The sequence below is a fragment of the Treponema pedis genome, assembly GCF_017161325.1.
GTDB lineage: Bacteria > Spirochaetota > Spirochaetia > Treponematales > Treponemataceae > Treponema_B > Treponema_B pedis.
On sequence record NZ_CP045670.1, the window covers coordinates 1,791,729 to 1,811,433 of the forward strand.

Below are 19,705 nucleotides of genomic sequence, written 5' to 3' on the forward strand. Positions count from 1 at the left end.
GCCGTTTTTAATCGATTGCCTAATTTACTTAAGGGTTGTAATTCCGTATTGCATTTAAAAGGTTTTTATCTTTTAATTTCATTAAATCCGCAATACGGTATAAGTACTTCAGGAATTTTGATTGAGCCGTCGGCTTGTTGGTAGTTTTCCAAAATTGCAATCATGGCACGCGACATTGCAATTGCCGTTCCGTTTAAGGTATGAAGGAATTTATTTTTCCCGTCATCGTCTTTATAACGGATATTTAATCTTCTGGCTTGATAGTCCGTACAGTTGGAGGTTGAAGTTACTTCTCCCCATTCGCCGCCGTTTCTACCCGGCATCCACGCTTCCAAATCCCACTTGCGGTAAGCGGGTGCCCCCAAATCTCCCGTGCAGGTATCTACGACACGGAACGGAATTCCCAGGTTTTCAAATATTTCTTCCTCTATAAGACGAAGCTCTTCATGTATTTTGTCGGATTCTTCCGGTGTACAATAAACAAACATTTCCAATTTGGAAAACTGATGAACTCGGTATAGTCCTTTTGAAAATTGGCCCGCCGCTCCGGCCTCTCTTCTGAAGCAGTGAGAAATTCCGCAGTATTTTAACGGAAGTTTTTCTTTTTTGATAATTTCGTCCGCATGGTATCCGCCCAAAGTAATTTCCGCAGTAGCTACCAAACACGTGCCTTCATCTTCAATAGTATAAACATTCGATTCTTCGCCTCTCGGATTAAATCCTATACCATATAGGATTTCTTCTTTTGCAACATCAGGCGTTATAAAAGGAATAAATCCGTGTTTACGCAAAACGGAAAGCCCGTACATTGTAAGAGCTTGTTCCAAAAAGACGGTCTCTAATTTTTTTAAAATAATAAGTAAATTTTAAACCGCCTACGTAAAACCTTTTCGGTTCCGGCTTACAAAGTCTAATTAAGTACCAACGGTCCGCCTACCCAATTGAACGTGGTCTTTAGGTTCAAAGTTAAAAGAGGGCATGGCGGCCTTTGAGCGTTTTACTTCAAGGTTATCCGTATCTTCTTTTCCTACCGGAGCTTCAGGGTGTGCCATATTGGGAATTTTGCTTACGGCTTCATGCAAAGCTTTTTCGGCTTCAGTCAATTCGGCTTCCGTTTGAGCAATTTTTTCTTTTATGTCTTTTCCGGTATCGATTAACCTCTGTCTTTCTTCGGCGGAAAGTTTTTGCTTCATCGACAGAGAATTTTCGTTTCTATCCTTTTGCAAATTCTGCAAAGACGTAACCAAACGGGTACGTTTATCGTAAAGTTCTACAGCCTTATCGGCGTCCGCCGTCATATGGCGGTTTGCGATATTCCGTTTAACTGCATCTAAATTTTCTTTAATGAATTTATAATCTAACATTGAAATATTTTACTTCTTATTGTTATACTTGTCAAGCGGAAACTTAGGGCTTTATCATATCTTCTAAAATACCTGCTGCCGTCATAATTGCATTGGGGCATACTCTTTGAATTGTGCCGTCTTCAAAGGCTTTTTTTAATACGGTATCATCGGAAATATCTACACCGAGTAAGTCGATACATTTAAGCGAATTCATTTTTTTTTATAAATTCCCTGTTGAATTCGTTTACTCTTGATTTCATCATACTGCGGTGATTTTCCGCGTCGCTTCCGAATGCCAACCCTAATACCATATAAGCGCCCAAAGCGGCACCGCAAGTGTTGCCGGTAAAAAGACCGCTTTCAAAGGCCTCCGCGATGCGTTTTGCCTGAATTTCATTTAGCCGATACTTTTCGGCGAAATAAAGAAGAACCGCCTGACTGCAATTACATCCGTTACCTAAAAACGAAAAAAGTTTTTCTTTGTCCATACTCTTATCCTCTTTATAAAAATTTATATAAGAGCTTATAAAACTTAGATTTTTATAAGCCTTACTTATTTTGTGTGCCTTTTAAATTTATATTTAAGCACATTTTTTGCGTAATTTAAAGAAACCTCTTCATGAACTTCTAAAATTTCGGATAAAAAATTTTTGATATTTTTTAATCCGTAGGTTTTAAAAATACCCGAACATGAAGAGCAATAAGTATAAATATTTTTTTCCCATGCTTTATGAAGCATTTTCTTAGTTTCTTCGATTATATCTTCTTCATATTTTTTTGCGCCTCCGCCTAAACCGCAACAGTTTATTTTTTTATACGGCTCGTTGTATCCGTCAATATAATGTAAGATAAATTGAAAAATTTCCCTGCTATATCTGTCCGAACAGGGGAAAAAAATCGAAGGAGTATCTTTTATTTTTTTGCCTATACCGTTTTCATATAAAAATTGAAATACGCTTATTACATTTACATTTAATTTCCGTTTTAAAAGATGATAACAATTGGGACAGGCACAAATAAGCGTTTTTGTATTATTGTGTTCCAACATATTTTCTATATTTGAAAATTTTGCATTGCCTCCTTGTTCATATACGGGTTTTTTACAGCAGTCTACTGAAAAATCTATTCCCATTTTTTTACAAATATCTATTAACTTTTCGGAAGTTTTCGGATAAAACCCGGGATAATTGCAACCCAAAAATAAAAGAGTATCGGTTTTTCTTTTAGGAAGATTTTTAAACTTATAATCATTTTTTAAAAATTCCGTTTTAAGTGTATTTTCAGGTTGTGACTTACGCAATTCAAAAGCAATTTCAGTACCGGATAAATCTTTAGGGCATACGGATTTGCATTTACCGCACATAAAACAACGGTAGCGTAAATCGGTTTTGTATGTAAATTCTTTTAAATTCATATTATATTTTTGAAGAAAAAGGCAATTTTTTTTGCATAAATTACAGTCTATACATTCCAGTCTTGTTTTTTTAATCATTTATTTTTCTCCCGTTCGTATATTTTCATACGAGTTATAAATATCATAAATATTTTTTCCTTTTCTGAACTGATGCTGCAATATTTGCATTTTTATAACCGTTTTTATTATTCCGTTTTTTTTAAACCGTCTTGCCGAAGTGATTATAGGCAAATTTAAAACTTTTACATTTATATTTTCTTTTTTTAAATGTAAAGATAATTTATAATCTTCCATTATCGGAACTGACGGAAATCCTCCGAGTTTTATAAAAGTGCTTTTTCGTATAAAAAAGCCCTGGTCTCCGAATATGATTTTACGTATTTTAACACGTAATGTAGAAAGAAATGCCGTTATAATCATTATTATATTTTGGGAATCGAATTTTAATTTAAAACAGCCTGCTTCCGCATCGGAATTTTCTATTGCGTAAATACTGTTTTTTATGAAGGATACTGTCCGCATGAATAAACCATAGATATTCTCCTTGAGCATATTTTACGGCGGCATTCATTTGGTTCGACCTTAATTTTGTTTCCCGTATTTTTTTATATTCAATCAAATTATATGTGTTATCGGTGCTGAAACCGTCGGAAAAAATTACTTCATAATTGCCTTGCAATTTTTTTATATTGTTTTGAACGGCAACTACGGTTTTTTCTTCATTATAAACGGGAATTATTATCGTTACCATTTGCTCTTTCTTTATCTTTTTTTAAATGTATTTTTAATAAAATTCCTGAAATTGCGGTAAGCAGCAAAAACAGAATTACCGAAACGGTAAAGCCGATGCTTTTAATGTTTAAAAGCTTATCTCCCATATTTAAAAAAATTATTGTACCGGGGATAATACCTATTATGGTGGAAATTATATAATTTCTATAATGTATTCCCGTAAGTCCTGCAAGATAATTTATAAGATTATATGATACAAGCGGTACAAGACGCATAATAAAAAAAATATATGTTAAACCTTTTTGATTTTCATTAATCAGTTTTTTTTGTAAATCTTTTTTTGTTACTTTGTAAATAAAGTTTTCGAAAAAATCTTTTGCAGTATATCTTGCACAAAAAAACATAATAGTTGAATTGATAACGGCTCCTATAAGTGTATAAATTGTGCCGTGAAGCACTCCGAATAAAATTCCCGCTGCAAGTGCAAGAGGCGGTACGGGAAACAAAAAAGCCGGCAAAACGGAAAAGAGTATAACATATACAAATGGAGAGTATATGCCGAAACTTTCTATTTTGCTTCTTATTTCCGCAGGCGGAAAATATTTTAATACATAAAATGAAGTTAAAATTATTATAAAAATAAAAATGATTTTAACTATTTGCTTTTTTTTCATGTTTTTCGTTATACAGTTTTTTCCCTACATATATAATAATGCTTAATGCAAACAGGATTAATAAGCCTACCATAAGTTTTTGAGCTCCTCCTGAAAGAGTTCCTCCCACATAAGAATATACAACGGTTGCAGGTAATTGTCCTATGCCGGTAGCAATAAAAAAAGACCGAAAACTCATAGGTGTAAGTCCGGCCGCATAACTTATAGGGTCGAAGGGTACAAACGGCAAAAGGCGGGCAACAAGAATTGTCTGTTTTCCGTATCGGTTAAAAAATTCGTCTACCGATTTTAATGCACTTTTACTTACAAGTTTTTCAGTAATATCTCTTCCTAAGATACGCGCAAGATAAAAACAAAGCGCCGCTCCAGCCATAGCCGAGCTCCATGAAAGAATCGCTCCTTTTACCCAGCCGAATATTGCCGCGTTTGAAAGCGTAATCAAAAACGCCGGTATCGGAGCAAGGACGGCTTGAAGCATCATCAAGAAAAATGAGATAACGGCGGCATATGCTCCGTAGCTTCTTATGTATTCTATAACTCCGTCTATTCGGGCGCCCGCCGTTGATAACACTTTTATTGCCTTATTTATATTTGTGTTAACCGCAGGAACAAAAAAATAAACAGCAATAAAAGATAAAAGAGAGACAATTAAAATAAATTTTGCAATATGTTTTTTAAACATCGTATACCTCGTAAAAATTATTATATATATATTTTAAGAATTCAACACCGATAAATTTTTTGATTTTTTCGAATGTTTCGCTATTTGATAAGGTTCTGTTATTTTCATATTCCACGCGGGCCATACTGCACCATGTAATTCCGCGCAGACAATTAAAAATCATATATTTATCCAATTTTTTCCTGTTAATTTTTCCGTATCGCTCATACAAAGATAAAAAATCTTTTATTTCATCTTCGGATAATATCTTTTCCGTTTTCCAGTTCGTAGTGGTGGGTACTAAAAAATGAGCAATGTCCTGTTCGCGCTCTCCTATCAAAGGTTTTTCCCAATCAATAATATAGCTTTTTTCTTTTGAGTCGCCTATTATAAAATTACGGTTGTTTAATTCAGTGTTAATAATACATTCTTTTTCAAGATTGTCATCAAGTCCTAATTTTTTTGCAATATTAAAAAATTTTTCTATAAATTCTACCGCCCGCTCTTCCCTGTTTTCCCAATTTTTATAATAAGAATACATTTCACCGCATTCTTTAAACATTGCTTTAAACGGGTTTTTTACACAGATAAGATTTTTACATGTAAAAGCGTGATTATGAATTTTAGCCAATAAAAAAGCCGCCGTTTCCATATCGGTATCGTAATTAAGCGGTCTTCCTTCCAGGTACTCCATAATTAAGCTGCCGTATGGAAGATATTTACCGCATAATGTGTAACTGTATGCTTTAGGAGTTACTCCCGTTTTTTCAAGCTCTTTTAAAGCATTAAATTCATATTCTATCTGCTTATTTCCCAAGTGGAGCTGACTTGCAATATTAATTCGGAAGACATATTTTTCATTAAACAAATAATTTATATTGTATTCGCCTTGACCTATCAGTTTTACCGAGTCCGTTTTCAGTTCTTCGGTTATTAAATCTTCTTTTGTATCCAAATCTTTTACAACCGGCAATTCGGTATATGTTAATTTTTTTTGAGCAATTGATTTTAAGGTGTCGGCATATACGTTGGAGGTACTGAATGTTATTCCGCTAAAGATATTGTAAGCGGTTTTCATTCCGATTATGCCGTAACCTCCGTCTTTTGAAGGTGCTATGACAATATCCGTCTTATCTAAAGCTTTAAAAGCGTCTTGCAGATTTTCTTTTGTAATATTTACTAAGTCTGAACCGATTAAAATTACTTTTTCCGAATGTTCAAGTTCGGCTTTTAAGGCATTAAACATCTTATCGCCCAATCCGTTTCCTTCCTGTAATTTAAATTCGGTTTTTGCTCCTGTATTTAAAAATAAAAGATTTTCTTTTTTACCCGAATAATATATGCTTACAGTTATACCCGTATCGATTGCCGTATAAAAATTTTCTTTAATCAGTTTTACGGTTAAAGCGTATATTTGCTCTTGAGACATAAATCCTTTTAAACGGCTTTTACCGAAACCGGGTTCAGGCGCCTTGGTAAAAAATATAATCTTGTTTTGCATAAAAGTAAAGCCGTTTAAAATTAAACGGCTTATTGTTTTCGTTATTTTATAAGTTTAAATTCACCGTATTCTTTTGTACCGTCCAAACTGTTAATTGCCGTGTAACCGGCGGCTGCAAGTTTTTCCGCAACATCAAAGGAGCGGTTACCTGAATAACAATATGTTATAACCGCTTTATCCGAAGGAAGTTCGGCAAATTTTGATTCTACAGTATCGGCGGAGGCATGTATTGCGCCCTGTAAATGACCTGCGGTATAATCTTTTTCGTCGCGGGCATCTACGATAGAGTACAGTCCGGTATCCGCAAGCTCCTGCAATGTTTTACCGCGGATATTTGCAACCTTTGTCAGTGTCGTATAATTGTATTCGCTGACACCACGGGCGTTATAAATTTTATTAAATCCGTGTTTTTCCAAAATTTCCGCCGCCTTTTGACTTCTTTTGCCGCTTCTGCAAATTGTAACTACATTTTTATCTTTTAAGTCCTCAATTTCCGCAATGCGGTTTTCAATTTCGTTTACGCTGATATTGACTGCATATCTTACATGTCCTTCGGCATATTCATCAGGCTCTCTTACATCGATTACGAAATATTTTTCTTTTTCTTTTTTGTCGTTCATAATCTTATCGAGAGCTTCTCCCGTCATTTGGTTGATTTTAGATTTCGAGTTATCTTCGGTACATGAAGTAACGAGGACACAGCCGAGCAGCAATGCTAAACATAATTTGAACTTGTTCATAAATTCGGTTCTCCTTAAAATATTAAGTATAATGTAGCTTATTTTTCATTTTTAGTCAATATATTATAATAAATTTATAGTTTTTTTTAATAAACGGTATTTATGAAGTTAAATACATCAACAATTCGATTACGTTTAAGGAAAGATTTCCGTTTATATGCTTAACTGAAACTGTAATTTTTATTTTTAAGCTATCTCGGCGGCGGGGTTCCACACCTTGCCGCTTCCGTTATCTTTTTCAAGAGCGGCTGAACATTCACCGCGGACAAAGGCATATTCCGTTTCTTTATTTTCATACTCTATAATTTTGTTTTGCACGAGTTCAATCATTTTATTTTTGTTTTCGGGAAGAAAACCTCTTACCCTGAATTCCAAAAAATCGTGAAATCCGTCATAAAAAACCGAATAATTTTCTTTATTGCATAAAACTTCTAAAAGTCTTTTTTCTTCTTTAAGGTTTGAAAGTTCATCCGATGCCTTATAATTGCCGTTTTTAATATCTTTATATAAAGGGACTTCGTTATGAAGAAACATAGAAAAATTTATTATGCGGATAGGCTTTGTTTTGTTTAAAAATGCCGCCGTAGCTTCGGCATTTTCTATGCTTCTGCCGCTTCCTGCAATTCCCGTCATAATATGGGCGCCGAAGGTATAACCGGCCTTGTTTATTCGTCCGGCGGCCTCTTCGGCTTCGGCAGTACCGTGGTCTTTATTCATGAATTTTAAAACATCATCTAAACCGCTTTCTATTCCGATGTATAAGCATCGTATTCCTTCGGAATAAAGTTTTTTAAGTTCCGTATCGGTTTTTTGCAAAATACTTGTAACTGTAGCGTCGGTATTTATACAGTTACAATCTGGAAAATATTTGTGAATTAAATTTAATATTTTTAATAACCTGTCCGTTTTTAAGCCGAAAGCGTTCCCGTCGCCGAGAAAGATTTTAGCGGGATTTCCTTTTATGCTTTTTATACGTAAAAGTTCTTCTTCAATTTTTTCAAGCGGAAGTTCTCTATATTTTATATTGCGGAATAAGGCACAGAATTTACATTTGTTATACGAACAGCCTGTCATTATAGGAAGTTTAAAAGAAGCCCTTTCCATAGGGGGTGTACAAATTTTACCTTCATACTCCATATATTCCTCCTGCTTAATTTAAATTATACTCCCTTTTTTAAAATATATCTATATGGGAGCTTTTAAAAACGGAAATTTTTAGAAGCTTTCTTTTATTTTACATGCAGCGGACGGTTCTTGTATATTCTTTCTTTTTATTTTATACTGAAAAAATGGACAGTATAACACACGCTTCAAATGCCGAAGTTATTTCGGTAATAAAATCTTTTTTGATTAGCCATTTTACATTTTCAACTGTTGTAAGTTATGCGCTTTTTTTTCTGCTGATTGTATTTTTACTTGTTTTTTTTAAAACGATAAATAAATTGGCTTCTAAATTTACTGCAAAAAAATGCTCGGTACAAACTCAGCATCTTATAAAAAAAGTTATACACTATATAGGTATTATAGTTATAATTTCTACCGTTTTTAAAAGACTCGGCATTAATTTAACCGCTTTATTGGGTGCTGCCGGTATTGCAGGTATTGCAATAGGTTTTGCAGCTCAAACTTCCGTTGCAAATGTTATTTCGGGTCTTTTTGTTATGGGTGAAAAAGCTTTTGAAATAGGAAATATTATTCAGATAAATGATATAATGGGTACCGTAGAAGCCATAGACTTGTTGTCCGTTACTTTAAAAACTTTCGACCATCAGGCGGTACGTATTCCGAATGAAACCGTTATAAAAGCGAATTTAATTAATTACTCAAGATACCCCTATTGGCGCGTAAAAATGGATATTTCGGTGGCATACGGCACGGATTTAAAAAAAGCTGAAGAGGTTTTACTGTGTGCTGCAAAAACAATTGAATTTACTCTTACCGACCCGCCTCCCTTTGTGCGGTGGAACGGTTTTAAAGATTCCGCAATTACTTGTACGCTGCACGCATGGGCTTTAAATGAAAATTTCGGAAAATTGCAAAATGCTCTTTATCTTGCCGTAAATGAACGGTTTAAACAAGCAGGAATTACAATCCCGTTTCCGCAGTTGGATATACATATTGATAGGGAGGGGCAAAGTACGCCTGATGAAAATATGACGGTATAATTACGGAGTATTTTTATATTTGTCAATATATTTTAATAAATTTACATCTTTTTTAATAAAAATACTTGACTATTATTATACCGATATTTATACTCTTTATGTTTTAATTATCTTAAACTGAAGAGGTTGATTATGTTTAATGCGGGCCTTTTGTTTTGGGGCTTTTTAATCGTATACGGACTGGTAATGACGGTTTTTTCCCCTAAAGCTGTAAGTTTGGGCGGTTTTTTTAGAGGAGAGGATAAAAAAGGTCGGGAAAGTTCTCCTTTTATGTTGACGGCAAGTATTTTTATAAGCTGGATATTTGCAAAATCGGTTACCAATGCGGCAAATTTAGGTGCCGCATACGGCATTGTCGGAGGTATAGCATATGCGATATATTGGCTTTGTATTCCGTTGGCGGGTTTTGCAATATACAGATTGCGTAAAAAATATGCCGCTTCCGGTTTGGTAAGTTTTTTAACGGATAACTACGGTAAAGGAGCTGCCATAGCTTTTTCCGCAGCAATTTTAATACGTTTGTTTAATGAGGTATGGAGCAACACTTCAGTAGTAGGAGGGTATTACGGTAAAACGGGAAGCGGCGAATTTATTATAGCTGCAAGTCTGTTTACTTTTATAACTCTTGTATACTCAATGCGCGGAGGCCTTAGAAGCTCTATAGTAACCGATGCAATTCAAGCGGTTATTTTCGTATTCTTCGTTGCATGGATAATAGCTATTATTCTTCCAAATCATTCAATAGGCACTTTTATAAGTTCCGGTAATTGGAAATTAGATGCAGGCGTTGATATGCTTTTAGTTTCCGTTTTGCAAATTTTCAGCTATCCGTTTCATGACCCGGTACTAACCGACAGAGGTTTTATTTCTAATGAAAAAGATATGCTTAAATCGTTTATTATCGCAGGTGCTTTAGGATTTATTGCAATTTTAGTATTCAGCTTTATAGGCATTCACTCTTCTTTAAACGGCTTGCCTTTATCCGGCAATGTTCCTGCTGATTTGGGAAAATCTTTAGGTATAACCGCATATTTTGTAATGATTGCCGTAATGATATCCGCGGCGGGTTCTACTCTTGACTCCACGTTTTCCAGTTTGGCAAAATTAACCGCATATGATTTTCCGCGTATGAACGGAAAAGATTTAGGCGCTAACGCCAGAAAAATAGGAATGGCAGTTATGGTGATAATTGCAGTTTTGGGGAATCTTCCTATGATAATGGGTACGGATATTTTAAAAGCAACCACTATAAGCGGTACTATGATAATGGGTCTGGCTCCCGTGTTTTTACTTCATGGAATTGTAAAACCCACAAAACTCGGATTTCACTTAAGTTTTTGGTGCGGAATTATTTTGGGTTTTGCTTTGACGTTTAATATGCTGCCTGAGTTTTTAGTGATGGGCACGGGGAAATATGCTTTGCTTTTAGGGGCTAATTTTTACGGTCTTATTTTGTGTACGGCAGGATATATATTGCCCGGTATATTTTGCAAAAACGCAGTTAATTGAGGTTGAAAGAATTTGCTTGGATTTCAACTTTTTAATGAATTTTATAATAAAATACTATGAATATTCCCGGAAGAACCTGTCCTATGGATTACGGTATTGATATACAAACTTTTTCCGATACGGCTGCCGACATTAAAACCGATTCCTTATATGTAGCAGGCGGATTATACGGTAATTTACAGGCTTTGGAAAAAATTTTATCTATGGCATACGAAGAAAAAGTAAAACCTATAATAGTATTTAACGGAGATATTCATTGGTTTGATAAAAATATAAACGATTTTAAAAAAATTGAAAAAATAGTTTTACGGCATCTTCCGCTGCTGGGTAATGTGGAATCCGAACTTGTAAGAAACAATGATATAAATGCTGGTTGCGGCTGTGCTTATCCTTCCTGTGTAGATGACGATACCGTACGGCGCTCCAATTTAATACATTCGGATTTAAAAAAAATACTTTCCCTTTGCCCGTCTTTAATACAAACAATAAAAAGACGAAAAAAAGCCGTTGTTGCCGCCGTAAAAAACAAAAGAGTCGCAATTACGCATGGAGATGAAACATCTCTGGCCGGCTGGAAATGTTCTGCAGAGAGTTTAAAAGACGGTGAAAGACAAAGAGAAATATGTTTAAGACTTTTAAAAAGTAATATCGATATTTTTGCATGTACTCATACATGTTCTCCGGCAGCCTTTGCAAAAAACGGAAAATGTGTAATTAACAACGGTTCTTCAGGAATGCCCAATTTTAAAAAAGGTTTATACGGTTTATTAACTTCAATCTCGGAAAATCCTCATGTTGAAGCTGTATACAGAGTTGTTATAGACGATTTATATATAGAAGCCTTACCTATATTGTATGATACGGCAGCCTTTCTTTCATGGTTCGATAATATTTGGCCTATAGGTTCTCCCGCATCAATATCCTACAGAAATAGAATAGTAAACGGTACGGAACTCTCTGTTAAAGATGCTATTATTGAAGGGTTCGATATTGTTTAAACATTGCCGATGGGTATAAATAATTAAAAAATTTAGATATTTATTTATAAATTTATTGACAATAGTTTATATATTATGATATAATGTTTTTTAATAAATATATAAAAAAATTATGCATAGAGGAAGGTTTTATGATAAAATTAAACAAAGCCAAAAAAAGATTTCAATATGGGAAAATTTTTTACTCGGTAATACTGCTTAAAGCCGTTTTTATTTTTATAAGCTGTAATTATAAAATAGTTCCTTATAAAGAGGCCGGGAAAGAAAACTCTTCTGAAATAAAGGTTGTACATTCAGATGATTTTGTTGAAATAACACCGCCCGTATCGGGGATTATCGGCAAAGGAAATCAGGGGGTATTTGTTCAAGGCAGAACGGTTATGTTAAGTGACTATGCAATGGATAAATATGAGCTTTCATATAAATTATGGTATGAAGTAAAAGAATGGGCAAAGAACAACGGGTATGAATTTGCCAATGAGGGAAGGGAAGGTATGCAAGGTACTATAGGAGCTGTTCCTACTACCGGTGTAAATGTTCCCGTAACTAATATAAACTGGAGAGATGCAATTGTGTGGTGTAACGCTTATACCGAAAAAGTTTTAGGGCAGAATTTTTGCGTATATACATATCAAGGAAAAATATTGAAAAGTGCTGAAAAGTATGATGGGGCTGCTTCTGCAATTGGAGCCTTTTGGGCTGATAAAGCGGAATGTAATTTAGAAAAAAAAAGGATATAGACTTCCTACCGAAGCCGAATGGGAATTTGCCGCACGGGGAGGTTGGCAAAATAAACCGGATTGGGATTTTAAATATGCAGGAAGCGATAGCCCCGACGATGTTGCATGGTACAAAGAAAATTCCGAATATAAGACACATGAGAGCGGTAAAAAACAGGCGAATACCTTAGGTATTTTCGATATGAGCGGAAATGTATATGAATGGTGTTTCAATAGATTGGGAGTACCTAAGGCGGAAACGGTAATAAATCCTATAGGGGATAAAACCGTAACATATAGAGCCTTTCGCGGAGGCAGCAGTAATTATGTAAAGGAACATTGTACGGTATATTGCAGACCTAATGCTTTAAGTCAAGAAACTAATCCTCAGTCTTTAAACCCGGATAAAAAAAAGCCGACTTTAGGTTTTCGACTTGTAAGGACAAAATAATAGGCAAAAAGATTGGGGCTTGGAGCGGAATAAATGAAAGTATGTATCTGTAAAAATGAAATAAAAACCGTTTATATTTGTATAATATTTTTTACATCGGCATCATTTGTTTTGTTTACCGCACTTTCTCTTATTTTTTTTAATGTTCCTGATTACATATATTTAAACATAATAGGTATTTTTATTTTTACTGTATATTTCGGCTTTTTACCGGCTGTTTTATATTTACTGTTTATACAATATTTAATGATGAAATTCGGTTTGATATCTTCATTCTGTAATTATAGTTTAACGCTCGGATTTATAAATGTACTTATTATATCTTTATGCACAAAGAAGAAAAAAATTGACTATATCGGAATTCTTGTTGCAAGCGTTATCATGGCTGTATGTTCAAACGTATTTTCGATAAAGATATACGGCAGCATATCGAATACCGAAACGATTGATTTTGCGGCAATAATGTCTTTTGGAAAGATAATACGTCAATTTAGAATATATATATTTTCGGGGTTATGTACCGCAGTATTTTTTTATATATTCAATATAAGCTGTAGGAGATTAAAATGAAAAAAAATATTATTATTCGTATCGGTTTTTTATCGGCAATGTGTTTTATATTATCATGTACACGTGAGCAGGAAAAAAATATTTTGTACAAAGAAAATAAAATTGCGGAAGTTAAATATATTTCTTCTCCGGAACTTGATAAAACCGTACAAATCATTGATACAAGAACTTCGGATTTGTATTTAGGCTGGAAAAATAATAAAGGTATAAGCGGTCATATAAAAAATGCAATAGATTTTCCTGAAAGTTGGTTTGAGTATGAAACGGATAAAACTAAAATAGATATTGAACTTAAAAGAAGGGGAATAGAAAAAGAAAAGAAAACGATAATTTACGGAGATGAAGATTTGGATGAATCTGTATACCGTAAATTTGCTGCACAAGGATTTTCCGATTTATATATACTTCAAGGCGGATTAAATGAATATTATACACATAATACGGACTTGGAACGACTTAAAGGTTATCAAAGATATGTTTCTCCTCAATGGCTTCAAGATTTAATTGACGGGAAACCAGTTGAGGCATATAACGGAGAAAAGTATGTTATTATTGAAGTTTCTGTGCCGGGAGAGCAAAACGAATATAAAAAAGGACATATAAGAGGGGCGGTAAATTTGTTTACTGACGATATTAACCATATTGCAGGTCCTCGTATGATACAGGAATATGAAAATATTCCGCTTAAAAAACAATTGACATTTTGGGCATTGCCGCCTGATGAGCAGATTAAAAATGTATTGGAAAATACAGGTATAGACAAAGATACTATGGTAATATTTTATGCAACAGCCAAGGGAACTACAGGAGCGAACCGAACAGCTCTTGTTATGGATTATGCAGGAGTAAAAAATATTAAGTTTTTAAACGGCGGTAAAACCTTGTGGAATTTGGAAAAGCGGCCGCTTTCTACCGAATCGGTAAAAATGGAAAAAATAAATTTCGGCACAGCAATTCCTCAAAATCCAGATATCATAATTGATTACGAAAAAGAGAGACGTCTTATTGATGATAAAAATGCGGTTATAGCATCGGTTAGAAGTTTTGAAGAATATTTGGGTAAAAAAAGCGGATATACATATATAGATAAAGCGGGTGATATTAAAAATGCACGTTTTGCATATGCAGGCTCCAATCCGTATGCAATGGAAGATTTCAGAAATTTGGATAACACAATGTTTAATTACAAAATCGTAGAAAAAAGGTGGAAATTGTGGGGTATAACTCCGGAAAAAACCGTCTCATTTCATTGCGGTACCGGTTGGAGAGCTTCCGAAACTTATTATATTGCTAAAGCATTGGGGTGGAAAGATGTGGGAGTCTATGTAGGCGGCTGGTATGAATGGAGTAAAAGAGATAATAGTCCTGTTATGGAAAAAGGGCTCCCTGAAGACGCTCCGGAGAAAGAGCCGCAAGAATTTTTTAACTGTGAATAAATAACTTAACATACTAAAAAATCTATCGGAGGTAAACACTTATGGATTCTTATTTCAGTAAAGAAGATTTGGCTAAATTCGGTTCAGGTATACTCGGAGAAGATGCGGGTGAATTATGGGAAAAATTTATGGGCTATTACGGAGCTGTTTTTAAGGACGGAGCTCTTACGGCCCGTGAAAAAGCTTTGATTGCACTGGCTGTAGCTCATTCCGTTAAATGCCCTTATTGTATTGACGCGTATACCAATACATGTTTAAATCAGGGCTGCGACCAGGACCAAATTATGGAAGCTATTCATGTTGCAGCTGCAATTAACGGCGGAGCGACATTGGCTTACGGGGTGCAAAGTAAAAAAATAAGCAATAAAATTACCGGAAGATAGTTTTTATTTTTTTTGGAGAAAAAATTGAATATTGAAGAATTAGAGTCGGTAAAATCCGTGCCCCGTTTTAAAGACTCCGTTACCGAATCTGAATGGCTTACTACATATAAAAACCTTCAGGTTATGCAAATAAATGTCGGAAGGCTGTGCAATCTTACGTGCAAGCATTGTCATCTTAACGCCGGTCCCGACCGTAAAGAAGTAATGTCTAAAGAGGTTTTTAATGCCTGTCTTCAAACTTTTAAAAAGCATAAATTTTCGGTAATCGATATAACAGGAGGCGCTCCCGAAATGAATCCTCATTTTGAATGGTTTATCGGAGAAGCTTCAAAAATTGCGGATAAATTGATTATTAGAACAAACCTTGTAATTTTGCTTACTGAAAAATATAAACATTTACCTGAATTTTATAAAACACATAAGGTAAACATTGTCTGCTCTCTTCCTTTTTATTCGGGTAAAAATACCGACTTGCAGCGCGGAAGCGGAACCTTTGAAAAATCCGTACGGGTAATACAATTTTTAAATGAACTCGGATACGGAAGTAACCCCGAGCTTATTTTGGATATCGTATATAATCCTCTCGGAGCATCTTTACCGCCCGCACAAAAATCTATGGAAACCTTATACAAAGATAGACTGTATTCCAATTACAAAATAGTTTTTAATAATTTATATACGATAACAAATAATCCGATAGGAAGGTTCGGTGATTTTTTAAAAGCTACGGATAATTTGGATACTTATCTTAAAACATTATACAATAGTTTTAATTTAAACACGGTAAAAAACATGATGTGCCGCAATCAAATTTCAGTTTCGTGGGACGGATATATTTACGATTGCGATTTTAATCAGGCTGCCGATATTAAAGCTGAAGGACAAGTTACAATTTTCGATTTGGCTGACGGAGAATTACGGATGAGGAATATAAAAACCGGAAAGCATTGTTATGCCTGCACGGCGGGAGCGGGCTCAAGCTGCGGAGGAACGACAGCTTGAAACCCGTTATTTATAAAAATCGGTTTATTTTAAATTGCACAAAAATACGATGTTTGAAATATATTTAAAATTATTCTTTCAGTTGAAACACCGCTTCCACTTCTGCGGTAATTTGAACTTGTCCGACAGGAGAAAATCCTTGTAAATTTTCTTCCTTATTCATCAGAACGGCGGAATTTTGCGAAGCATAACCGTAAGCTCCTGAAAATCTTTGAGGAATTTCGGAAATGCTTATAACTTTTCCGATTTTTAAACCTTTGTTTTTTCCCGTAAATGCGGAACACAATAAGGCCGCCTTTTCTTCGGCAGCTTTTACCGCAGCGATTCTGGCTTCGTCTTTATATTTTCTAATATCTTTGACGGTAAAAGAAATATTGTTAATCCGCTCTACATTTGCATTTAATATATCCGTTAAAAAAGGTTCATAATTATCGATATTTGTTATAACAACCGAAATATTTTGAACAATTTCATAATATAAAAAATTTTGTATACCGCTTTCGTTATATGAATAGCGCGGATGAATCGTAATATGCTCAATGGTAATATCTTTTTGCTCTACCTTATATTTTTCAAATAAGCCGTTTACTTTTTTTACTGTCTCATCGTTTTTTGCCTTTGCCGAAGACAGCTCTTTGTTTTTGGATACTATCGAAAAAGAAATTAAGGCTTGATTCGGCATTGCATAAACCGTAGAACTGCCTAAAACGGATACCTTGCGTTCCGCCTGCTCTATACTTATAGAGCGGGGAACATTTCCCGTACATGAAACCGTAAGCAAAAAAAAGACGGAGATTGCCGTGCTTAAAAATAAACTGCCTGATTTCCGAATCGAATTTTTCATAACTTAAAACTCCTATATTTAAAAATTGTGCAATAAATAAATTACAGCAAAATATTAAATCGTTACATAAAACTTGTTTTATTCAACCGTAACGGATTTAGCCAAGTTTCTTGGTTTATCCACATCCGTACCGCATTCCAATGCAGTGTGGTATGCCAAAAGTTGAATAGGAACTGCAAATACGGCGGGAGATAAAAACGAACATTTATTGTCAATTTTAATAACCGTGAAATTTTCTGCCGTTTCCAACCGAGCTTTTGTATCCGTAAAGACTATCAGCCTTCCTTTTCTGGCTACCGCTTCCTGCATATTCGATTTTACTTTTTCAAAAAGTTTATCCGATGGCGCTATTACGCATATAGGTATGTTTTCATCTACAAGTGCAAGCGGTCCGTGTTTTAATTCTCCTGCGGGATATCCTTCCGCATGAATGTAACTTATCTCTTTTAACTTTAAGGCCGCTTCCAAGGCAAGCGGGTATTCTACACCTCGTCCCAAGTATAAAACATTTTTAAATTTTGAAAGCATTTTTGCAATAGGTTTAATTTGGACTTCCAAATTAAGAGCGAGTGCCAAAGACGAAGGAAGGTTTTTTAATTCATCTTCAAATATTTTTAAATTTGAACTTTCTATAACGCCGCGGGTTAGACCTATGCTTACCGCTAAAGAAAAAAGAGCGGCAAGCTGTGCCGTAAAGGCCTTAGTGGAAGCAACGCCTACTTCCGTTCCCGCTTTTGTGTAAAAAACAAGGTCGCTTTCCCGCGCTAAACTGCTTTCATGTACATTACAAACTGAAAGGCTGTATTTTGCTCCTTGATTTCTTGCATGTTTTAAGGCTTCCATTGTATCGAGAGTTTCACCCGATTGAGAAACGGTTATAATAAGAGTATCTTCTTTTGTAACCGATTCCCTATAGCGGTATTCACCTGAGGTTTCCGTACTGCAATGAATTTTTGCAATTTCTTCAAACCAATATTTTGCAATAAGACCTGCATGAAAAGAAGTTCCGCATGCAAGTATTTTTATTCCCGTAATTGTTTTAAATACGGAAGCCGCAGTTTCGCCGAAAACATCGGCACTGAATTTTTTTTGTAAAATCTCATCCGTTGTGTTTTTTGCCGCGGCAGGCTGCTCATAAATTTCTTTTTGCATAAAATGATTAAATCCGTTTAATTCAAAAGAATCGGCTTTAACACCGGAAATATAAATTTTCCGCTCTACGGTATTACCGTCTTTGCCTGTTATCGTAATCAGTTTTCCGTCTTTTAAAAGTGCCGCATCTCCGTCTTCCAAAAAGATTATATTTTGTGTAAGCCCTGCAAGAGCCGATGCATCGGAAGCGATAAAGGCCTCTTCGTTTCCTATTCCTATTAAAAGAGGGCAGCCCATTCTTACCGCAATAAGTTCTCCCGGTTTACCGGAGGCTATTACACCTATGGCATAGCTGCCTCTAAAACCGGAACATGCCGTTTTTACCGCTTCAAAAAGATTCGAATTTTTTTTGTATTCAATGTATATTGATTGGGCAATAACTTCCGTATCGGTTTCCGATTCAAAAATACAGCCTAAATTTTTTAAGCGCTTTTTTTCTTCTTCGTAATTTTCGATTATTCCGTTATGTACTACAGCAATTAAATTACCGGCAATGTGAGGGTGAGCGTTTTTTTCCGTTACACCTCCGTGGGTTGCCCATCGTGTGTGTCCTATGCCCGTGCGTCCGGTTATCTTTTCGGCTTCCGCTGCGGATTTCATATTTGAAACCCGTCCTATGCGTCTTATACGTTTTAAGATATTTTCATTATCAATTACGGCTATCCCGGAAGAGTCGTATCCCCTGTATTCCAAACGTTCCAACCCTTGAGTTAAAAATTCGGTTATATTATCGGTTTTGCGTATACCGCCTACAATTCCGCACATAATTACCCTCCTAATAGAGTAAATTAGAATTTCAAAACAAATTAAATAATAATTATCAAACCGTTAAAAATAAGAAGAACTCTTCATAGATTCTTAAGTTTCCTGCCAAGTATGTAGGCAATTTTAATATATAAATAATTTTGAAACTGTCTTAATTATAATAAAAATAATCATAAATGACAAGCGGTATATTTAATAATCATTTGTTTGGTTTTAAAAGAAAAACGTTTGAATTATTATTTTAGCGGTCGGATATTTTAAGTTTTTTTTAATTGATTTATGATTAAAATAATAAAACTTAAAATAAAGAGTGAAAAACTATTGACACAATTAAAAAAAAACATTATAATAGCTTCATTGTTGCCGTTGTAGCTCAGTCGGTAGAGCAAAGGACTGAAAATCCTTGTGTCGACAGTTCGATTCTGTCCGACGGCATTTTTATAAATTGTATCTCAATATAAACTTACGAAATTCTTATTGATAAATATAAGAGCTTATTCCTTATAATAAAATAATTCTTACATTTAAGACGGTTGCAGTCGATTTAAATTTTTTCAGATAATTTGTGTGTAAATTATTGTTAATGTTTTAAAGTTGATTTAACTTAATTGACAGGGTATAATCTAAAATTTATAATACCTTT

The 19,705-nt window shown here is 34.8% G+C and carries 20 protein-coding genes, 1 tRNA gene and 2 pseudogenes; 10 read left to right on the plus strand and 13 right to left on the minus strand.

The window, feature by feature from the left end; genetic code table 11:
* Positions 1 to 65 precede the first annotated feature (65 nt).
* From serS to DYQ05_RS08270, 11 genes and pseudogenes are all read right to left on the minus strand, one after another.
* Positions 66 to 1,364 (minus strand): annotated as a pseudogene (serS, locus tag DYQ05_RS08220) (serine--tRNA ligase).
* Between the two features lie 43 nt (positions 1,365 to 1,407).
* The gene (locus DYQ05_RS08225; RefSeq protein ID WP_206183235.1) at positions 1,408 to 1,560 is read right to left on the minus strand and encodes a hypothetical protein; all 153 of its coding nucleotides are present in this window, start codon (positions 1,558 to 1,560) and stop codon (positions 1,408 to 1,410) included.
* Positions 1,547 to 1,834 (minus strand): C-GCAxxG-C-C family protein, encoded by a 288-nt coding sequence (locus DYQ05_RS08230; protein ID WP_206183236.1) that lies wholly within the window; start codon positions 1,832 to 1,834, stop codon positions 1,547 to 1,549. The genes DYQ05_RS08225 and DYQ05_RS08230 overlap by 14 nt, the downstream gene beginning before the upstream one ends.
* A gap of 65 nt (positions 1,835 to 1,899) precedes the next feature.
* Positions 1,900 to 2,838 carry a heterodisulfide reductase-related iron-sulfur binding cluster gene (locus tag DYQ05_RS08235; protein ID WP_206183237.1) on the minus strand — a complete coding sequence of 313 codons (939 nt, stop codon included), beginning with the start codon at positions 2,836 to 2,838 and terminating at the stop codon, positions 1,900 to 1,902.
* Positions 2,839 to 3,282 (minus strand): hypothetical protein, encoded by a 444-nt coding sequence (locus DYQ05_RS08240; RefSeq protein WP_206183238.1) that lies wholly within the window; start codon positions 3,280 to 3,282, stop codon positions 2,839 to 2,841.
* Positions 3,209 to 3,511, minus strand: a complete 303-nt coding sequence (locus tag DYQ05_RS08245) for a glycosyltransferase (protein ID WP_206183239.1) — start codon at positions 3,509 to 3,511, stop codon at positions 3,209 to 3,211. The genes DYQ05_RS08240 and DYQ05_RS08245 overlap by 74 nt, the downstream gene beginning before the upstream one ends.
* Complete coding sequence (locus DYQ05_RS08250) at positions 3,483 to 4,166, minus strand: TVP38/TMEM64 family protein (RefSeq protein WP_206183240.1); 684 nt, start codon at positions 4,164 to 4,166, stop codon at positions 3,483 to 3,485. The genes DYQ05_RS08245 and DYQ05_RS08250 overlap by 29 nt, the downstream gene beginning before the upstream one ends.
* Positions 4,144 to 4,848 (minus strand): TVP38/TMEM64 family protein, encoded by a 705-nt coding sequence (locus DYQ05_RS08255; RefSeq protein ID WP_206183241.1) that lies wholly within the window; start codon positions 4,846 to 4,848, stop codon positions 4,144 to 4,146. Before DYQ05_RS08255 ends, DYQ05_RS08250 begins: the two co-directional genes overlap by 23 nt.
* Positions 4,841 to 6,328, minus strand: a complete 1,488-nt coding sequence (locus DYQ05_RS08260) for a TIGR04282 family arsenosugar biosynthesis glycosyltransferase (protein ID WP_206183242.1) — start codon at positions 6,326 to 6,328, stop codon at positions 4,841 to 4,843. Before DYQ05_RS08260 ends, DYQ05_RS08255 begins: the two co-directional genes overlap by 8 nt.
* A 41-nt stretch (positions 6,329 to 6,369) precedes the next feature.
* A complete protein-coding gene (locus tag DYQ05_RS08265) occupies positions 6,370 to 7,068 on the minus strand; it encodes a rhodanese-like domain-containing protein (RefSeq protein ID WP_024465495.1) in 699 nt (232 codons plus the stop codon).
* A 186-nt stretch (positions 7,069 to 7,254) separates the two neighbouring features.
* Positions 7,255 to 8,205, minus strand: coding sequence for a radical SAM protein (locus DYQ05_RS08270; RefSeq protein WP_024466488.1), 951 nt, complete (start codon positions 8,203 to 8,205; stop codon positions 7,255 to 7,257).
* Positions 8,206 to 8,357: 152 nt separating this feature from the next.
* Between DYQ05_RS08270 and DYQ05_RS08275 the strand changes: the two genes are divergently transcribed.
* From DYQ05_RS08275 to arsS, 9 genes and pseudogenes are all read left to right on the plus strand, one after another.
* Positions 8,358 to 9,233 (plus strand): mechanosensitive ion channel family protein, encoded by an 876-nt coding sequence (locus DYQ05_RS08275; RefSeq protein WP_051296852.1) that lies wholly within the window; start codon positions 8,358 to 8,360, stop codon positions 9,231 to 9,233.
* Positions 9,234 to 9,365: 132 nt separating this feature from the next.
* Entirely contained in the window at positions 9,366 to 10,742 is a 1,377-nt protein-coding gene (locus DYQ05_RS08280) for a sodium:solute symporter family transporter (RefSeq protein WP_206183243.1), read from the plus strand.
* A 56-nt stretch (positions 10,743 to 10,798) separates the two neighbouring features.
* The gene (locus tag DYQ05_RS08285) at positions 10,799 to 11,740 is read left to right on the plus strand and encodes a hypothetical protein (RefSeq protein WP_206183244.1); all 942 of its coding nucleotides are present in this window, start codon (positions 10,799 to 10,801) and stop codon (positions 11,738 to 11,740) included.
* A gap of 131 nt (positions 11,741 to 11,871) precedes the next feature.
* A complete protein-coding gene (locus tag DYQ05_RS08290; protein ID WP_206183245.1) occupies positions 11,872 to 12,480 on the plus strand; it encodes an SUMF1/EgtB/PvdO family nonheme iron enzyme in 609 nt (202 codons plus the stop codon).
* 55 nt (positions 12,481 to 12,535) lie between these two features.
* A pseudogene (locus DYQ05_RS08295) lies at positions 12,536 to 12,910 on the plus strand (formylglycine-generating enzyme family protein); the annotation flags it as partial.
* 33 nt (positions 12,911 to 12,943) lie between these two features.
* Positions 12,944 to 13,480 carry a hypothetical protein gene (locus DYQ05_RS08300; RefSeq protein ID WP_024466493.1) on the plus strand — a complete coding sequence of 179 codons (537 nt, stop codon included), beginning with the start codon at positions 12,944 to 12,946 and terminating at the stop codon, positions 13,478 to 13,480.
* Positions 13,477 to 14,916 (plus strand): sulfurtransferase, encoded by a 1,440-nt coding sequence (locus tag DYQ05_RS08305; protein ID WP_206183246.1) that lies wholly within the window; start codon positions 13,477 to 13,479, stop codon positions 14,914 to 14,916. The genes DYQ05_RS08300 and DYQ05_RS08305 overlap by 4 nt, the downstream gene beginning before the upstream one ends.
* A gap of 41 nt (positions 14,917 to 14,957) precedes the next feature.
* Positions 14,958 to 15,299, plus strand: a complete 342-nt coding sequence (locus DYQ05_RS08310) for an arsenosugar biosynthesis-associated peroxidase-like protein (RefSeq protein WP_020965542.1) — start codon at positions 14,958 to 14,960, stop codon at positions 15,297 to 15,299.
* 24 nt (positions 15,300 to 15,323) lie between these two features.
* On the plus strand, positions 15,324 to 16,301 hold the full coding sequence (arsS, locus tag DYQ05_RS08315; RefSeq protein ID WP_194077514.1) for an arsenosugar biosynthesis radical SAM (seleno)protein ArsS: 978 nt from the start codon (positions 15,324 to 15,326) through the stop codon (positions 16,299 to 16,301).
* 70 nt (positions 16,302 to 16,371) lie between these two features.
* On the opposite strand, the gene DYQ05_RS08320 is transcribed toward arsS, so the two are convergent.
* Together DYQ05_RS08320 and glmS are read right to left on the minus strand one after the other, a co-directional pair.
* The gene (locus tag DYQ05_RS08320) at positions 16,372 to 17,145 is read right to left on the minus strand and encodes an SIMPL domain-containing protein (protein WP_020965544.1); all 774 of its coding nucleotides are present in this window, start codon (positions 17,143 to 17,145) and stop codon (positions 16,372 to 16,374) included.
* A 78-nt stretch (positions 17,146 to 17,223) separates the two neighbouring features.
* Positions 17,224 to 19,062, minus strand: a complete 1,839-nt coding sequence (gene glmS / locus DYQ05_RS08325; protein WP_206183247.1) for a glutamine--fructose-6-phosphate transaminase (isomerizing) — start codon at positions 19,060 to 19,062, stop codon at positions 17,224 to 17,226.
* Positions 19,063 to 19,424: 362 nt separating this feature from the next.
* On the opposite strand from glmS, the gene DYQ05_RS08330 reads away from it, so the two are divergent.
* Positions 19,425 to 19,497, plus strand: a tRNA-Phe gene (locus tag DYQ05_RS08330).
* The last annotated feature ends 208 nt before the right edge of the window (positions 19,498 to 19,705 follow it).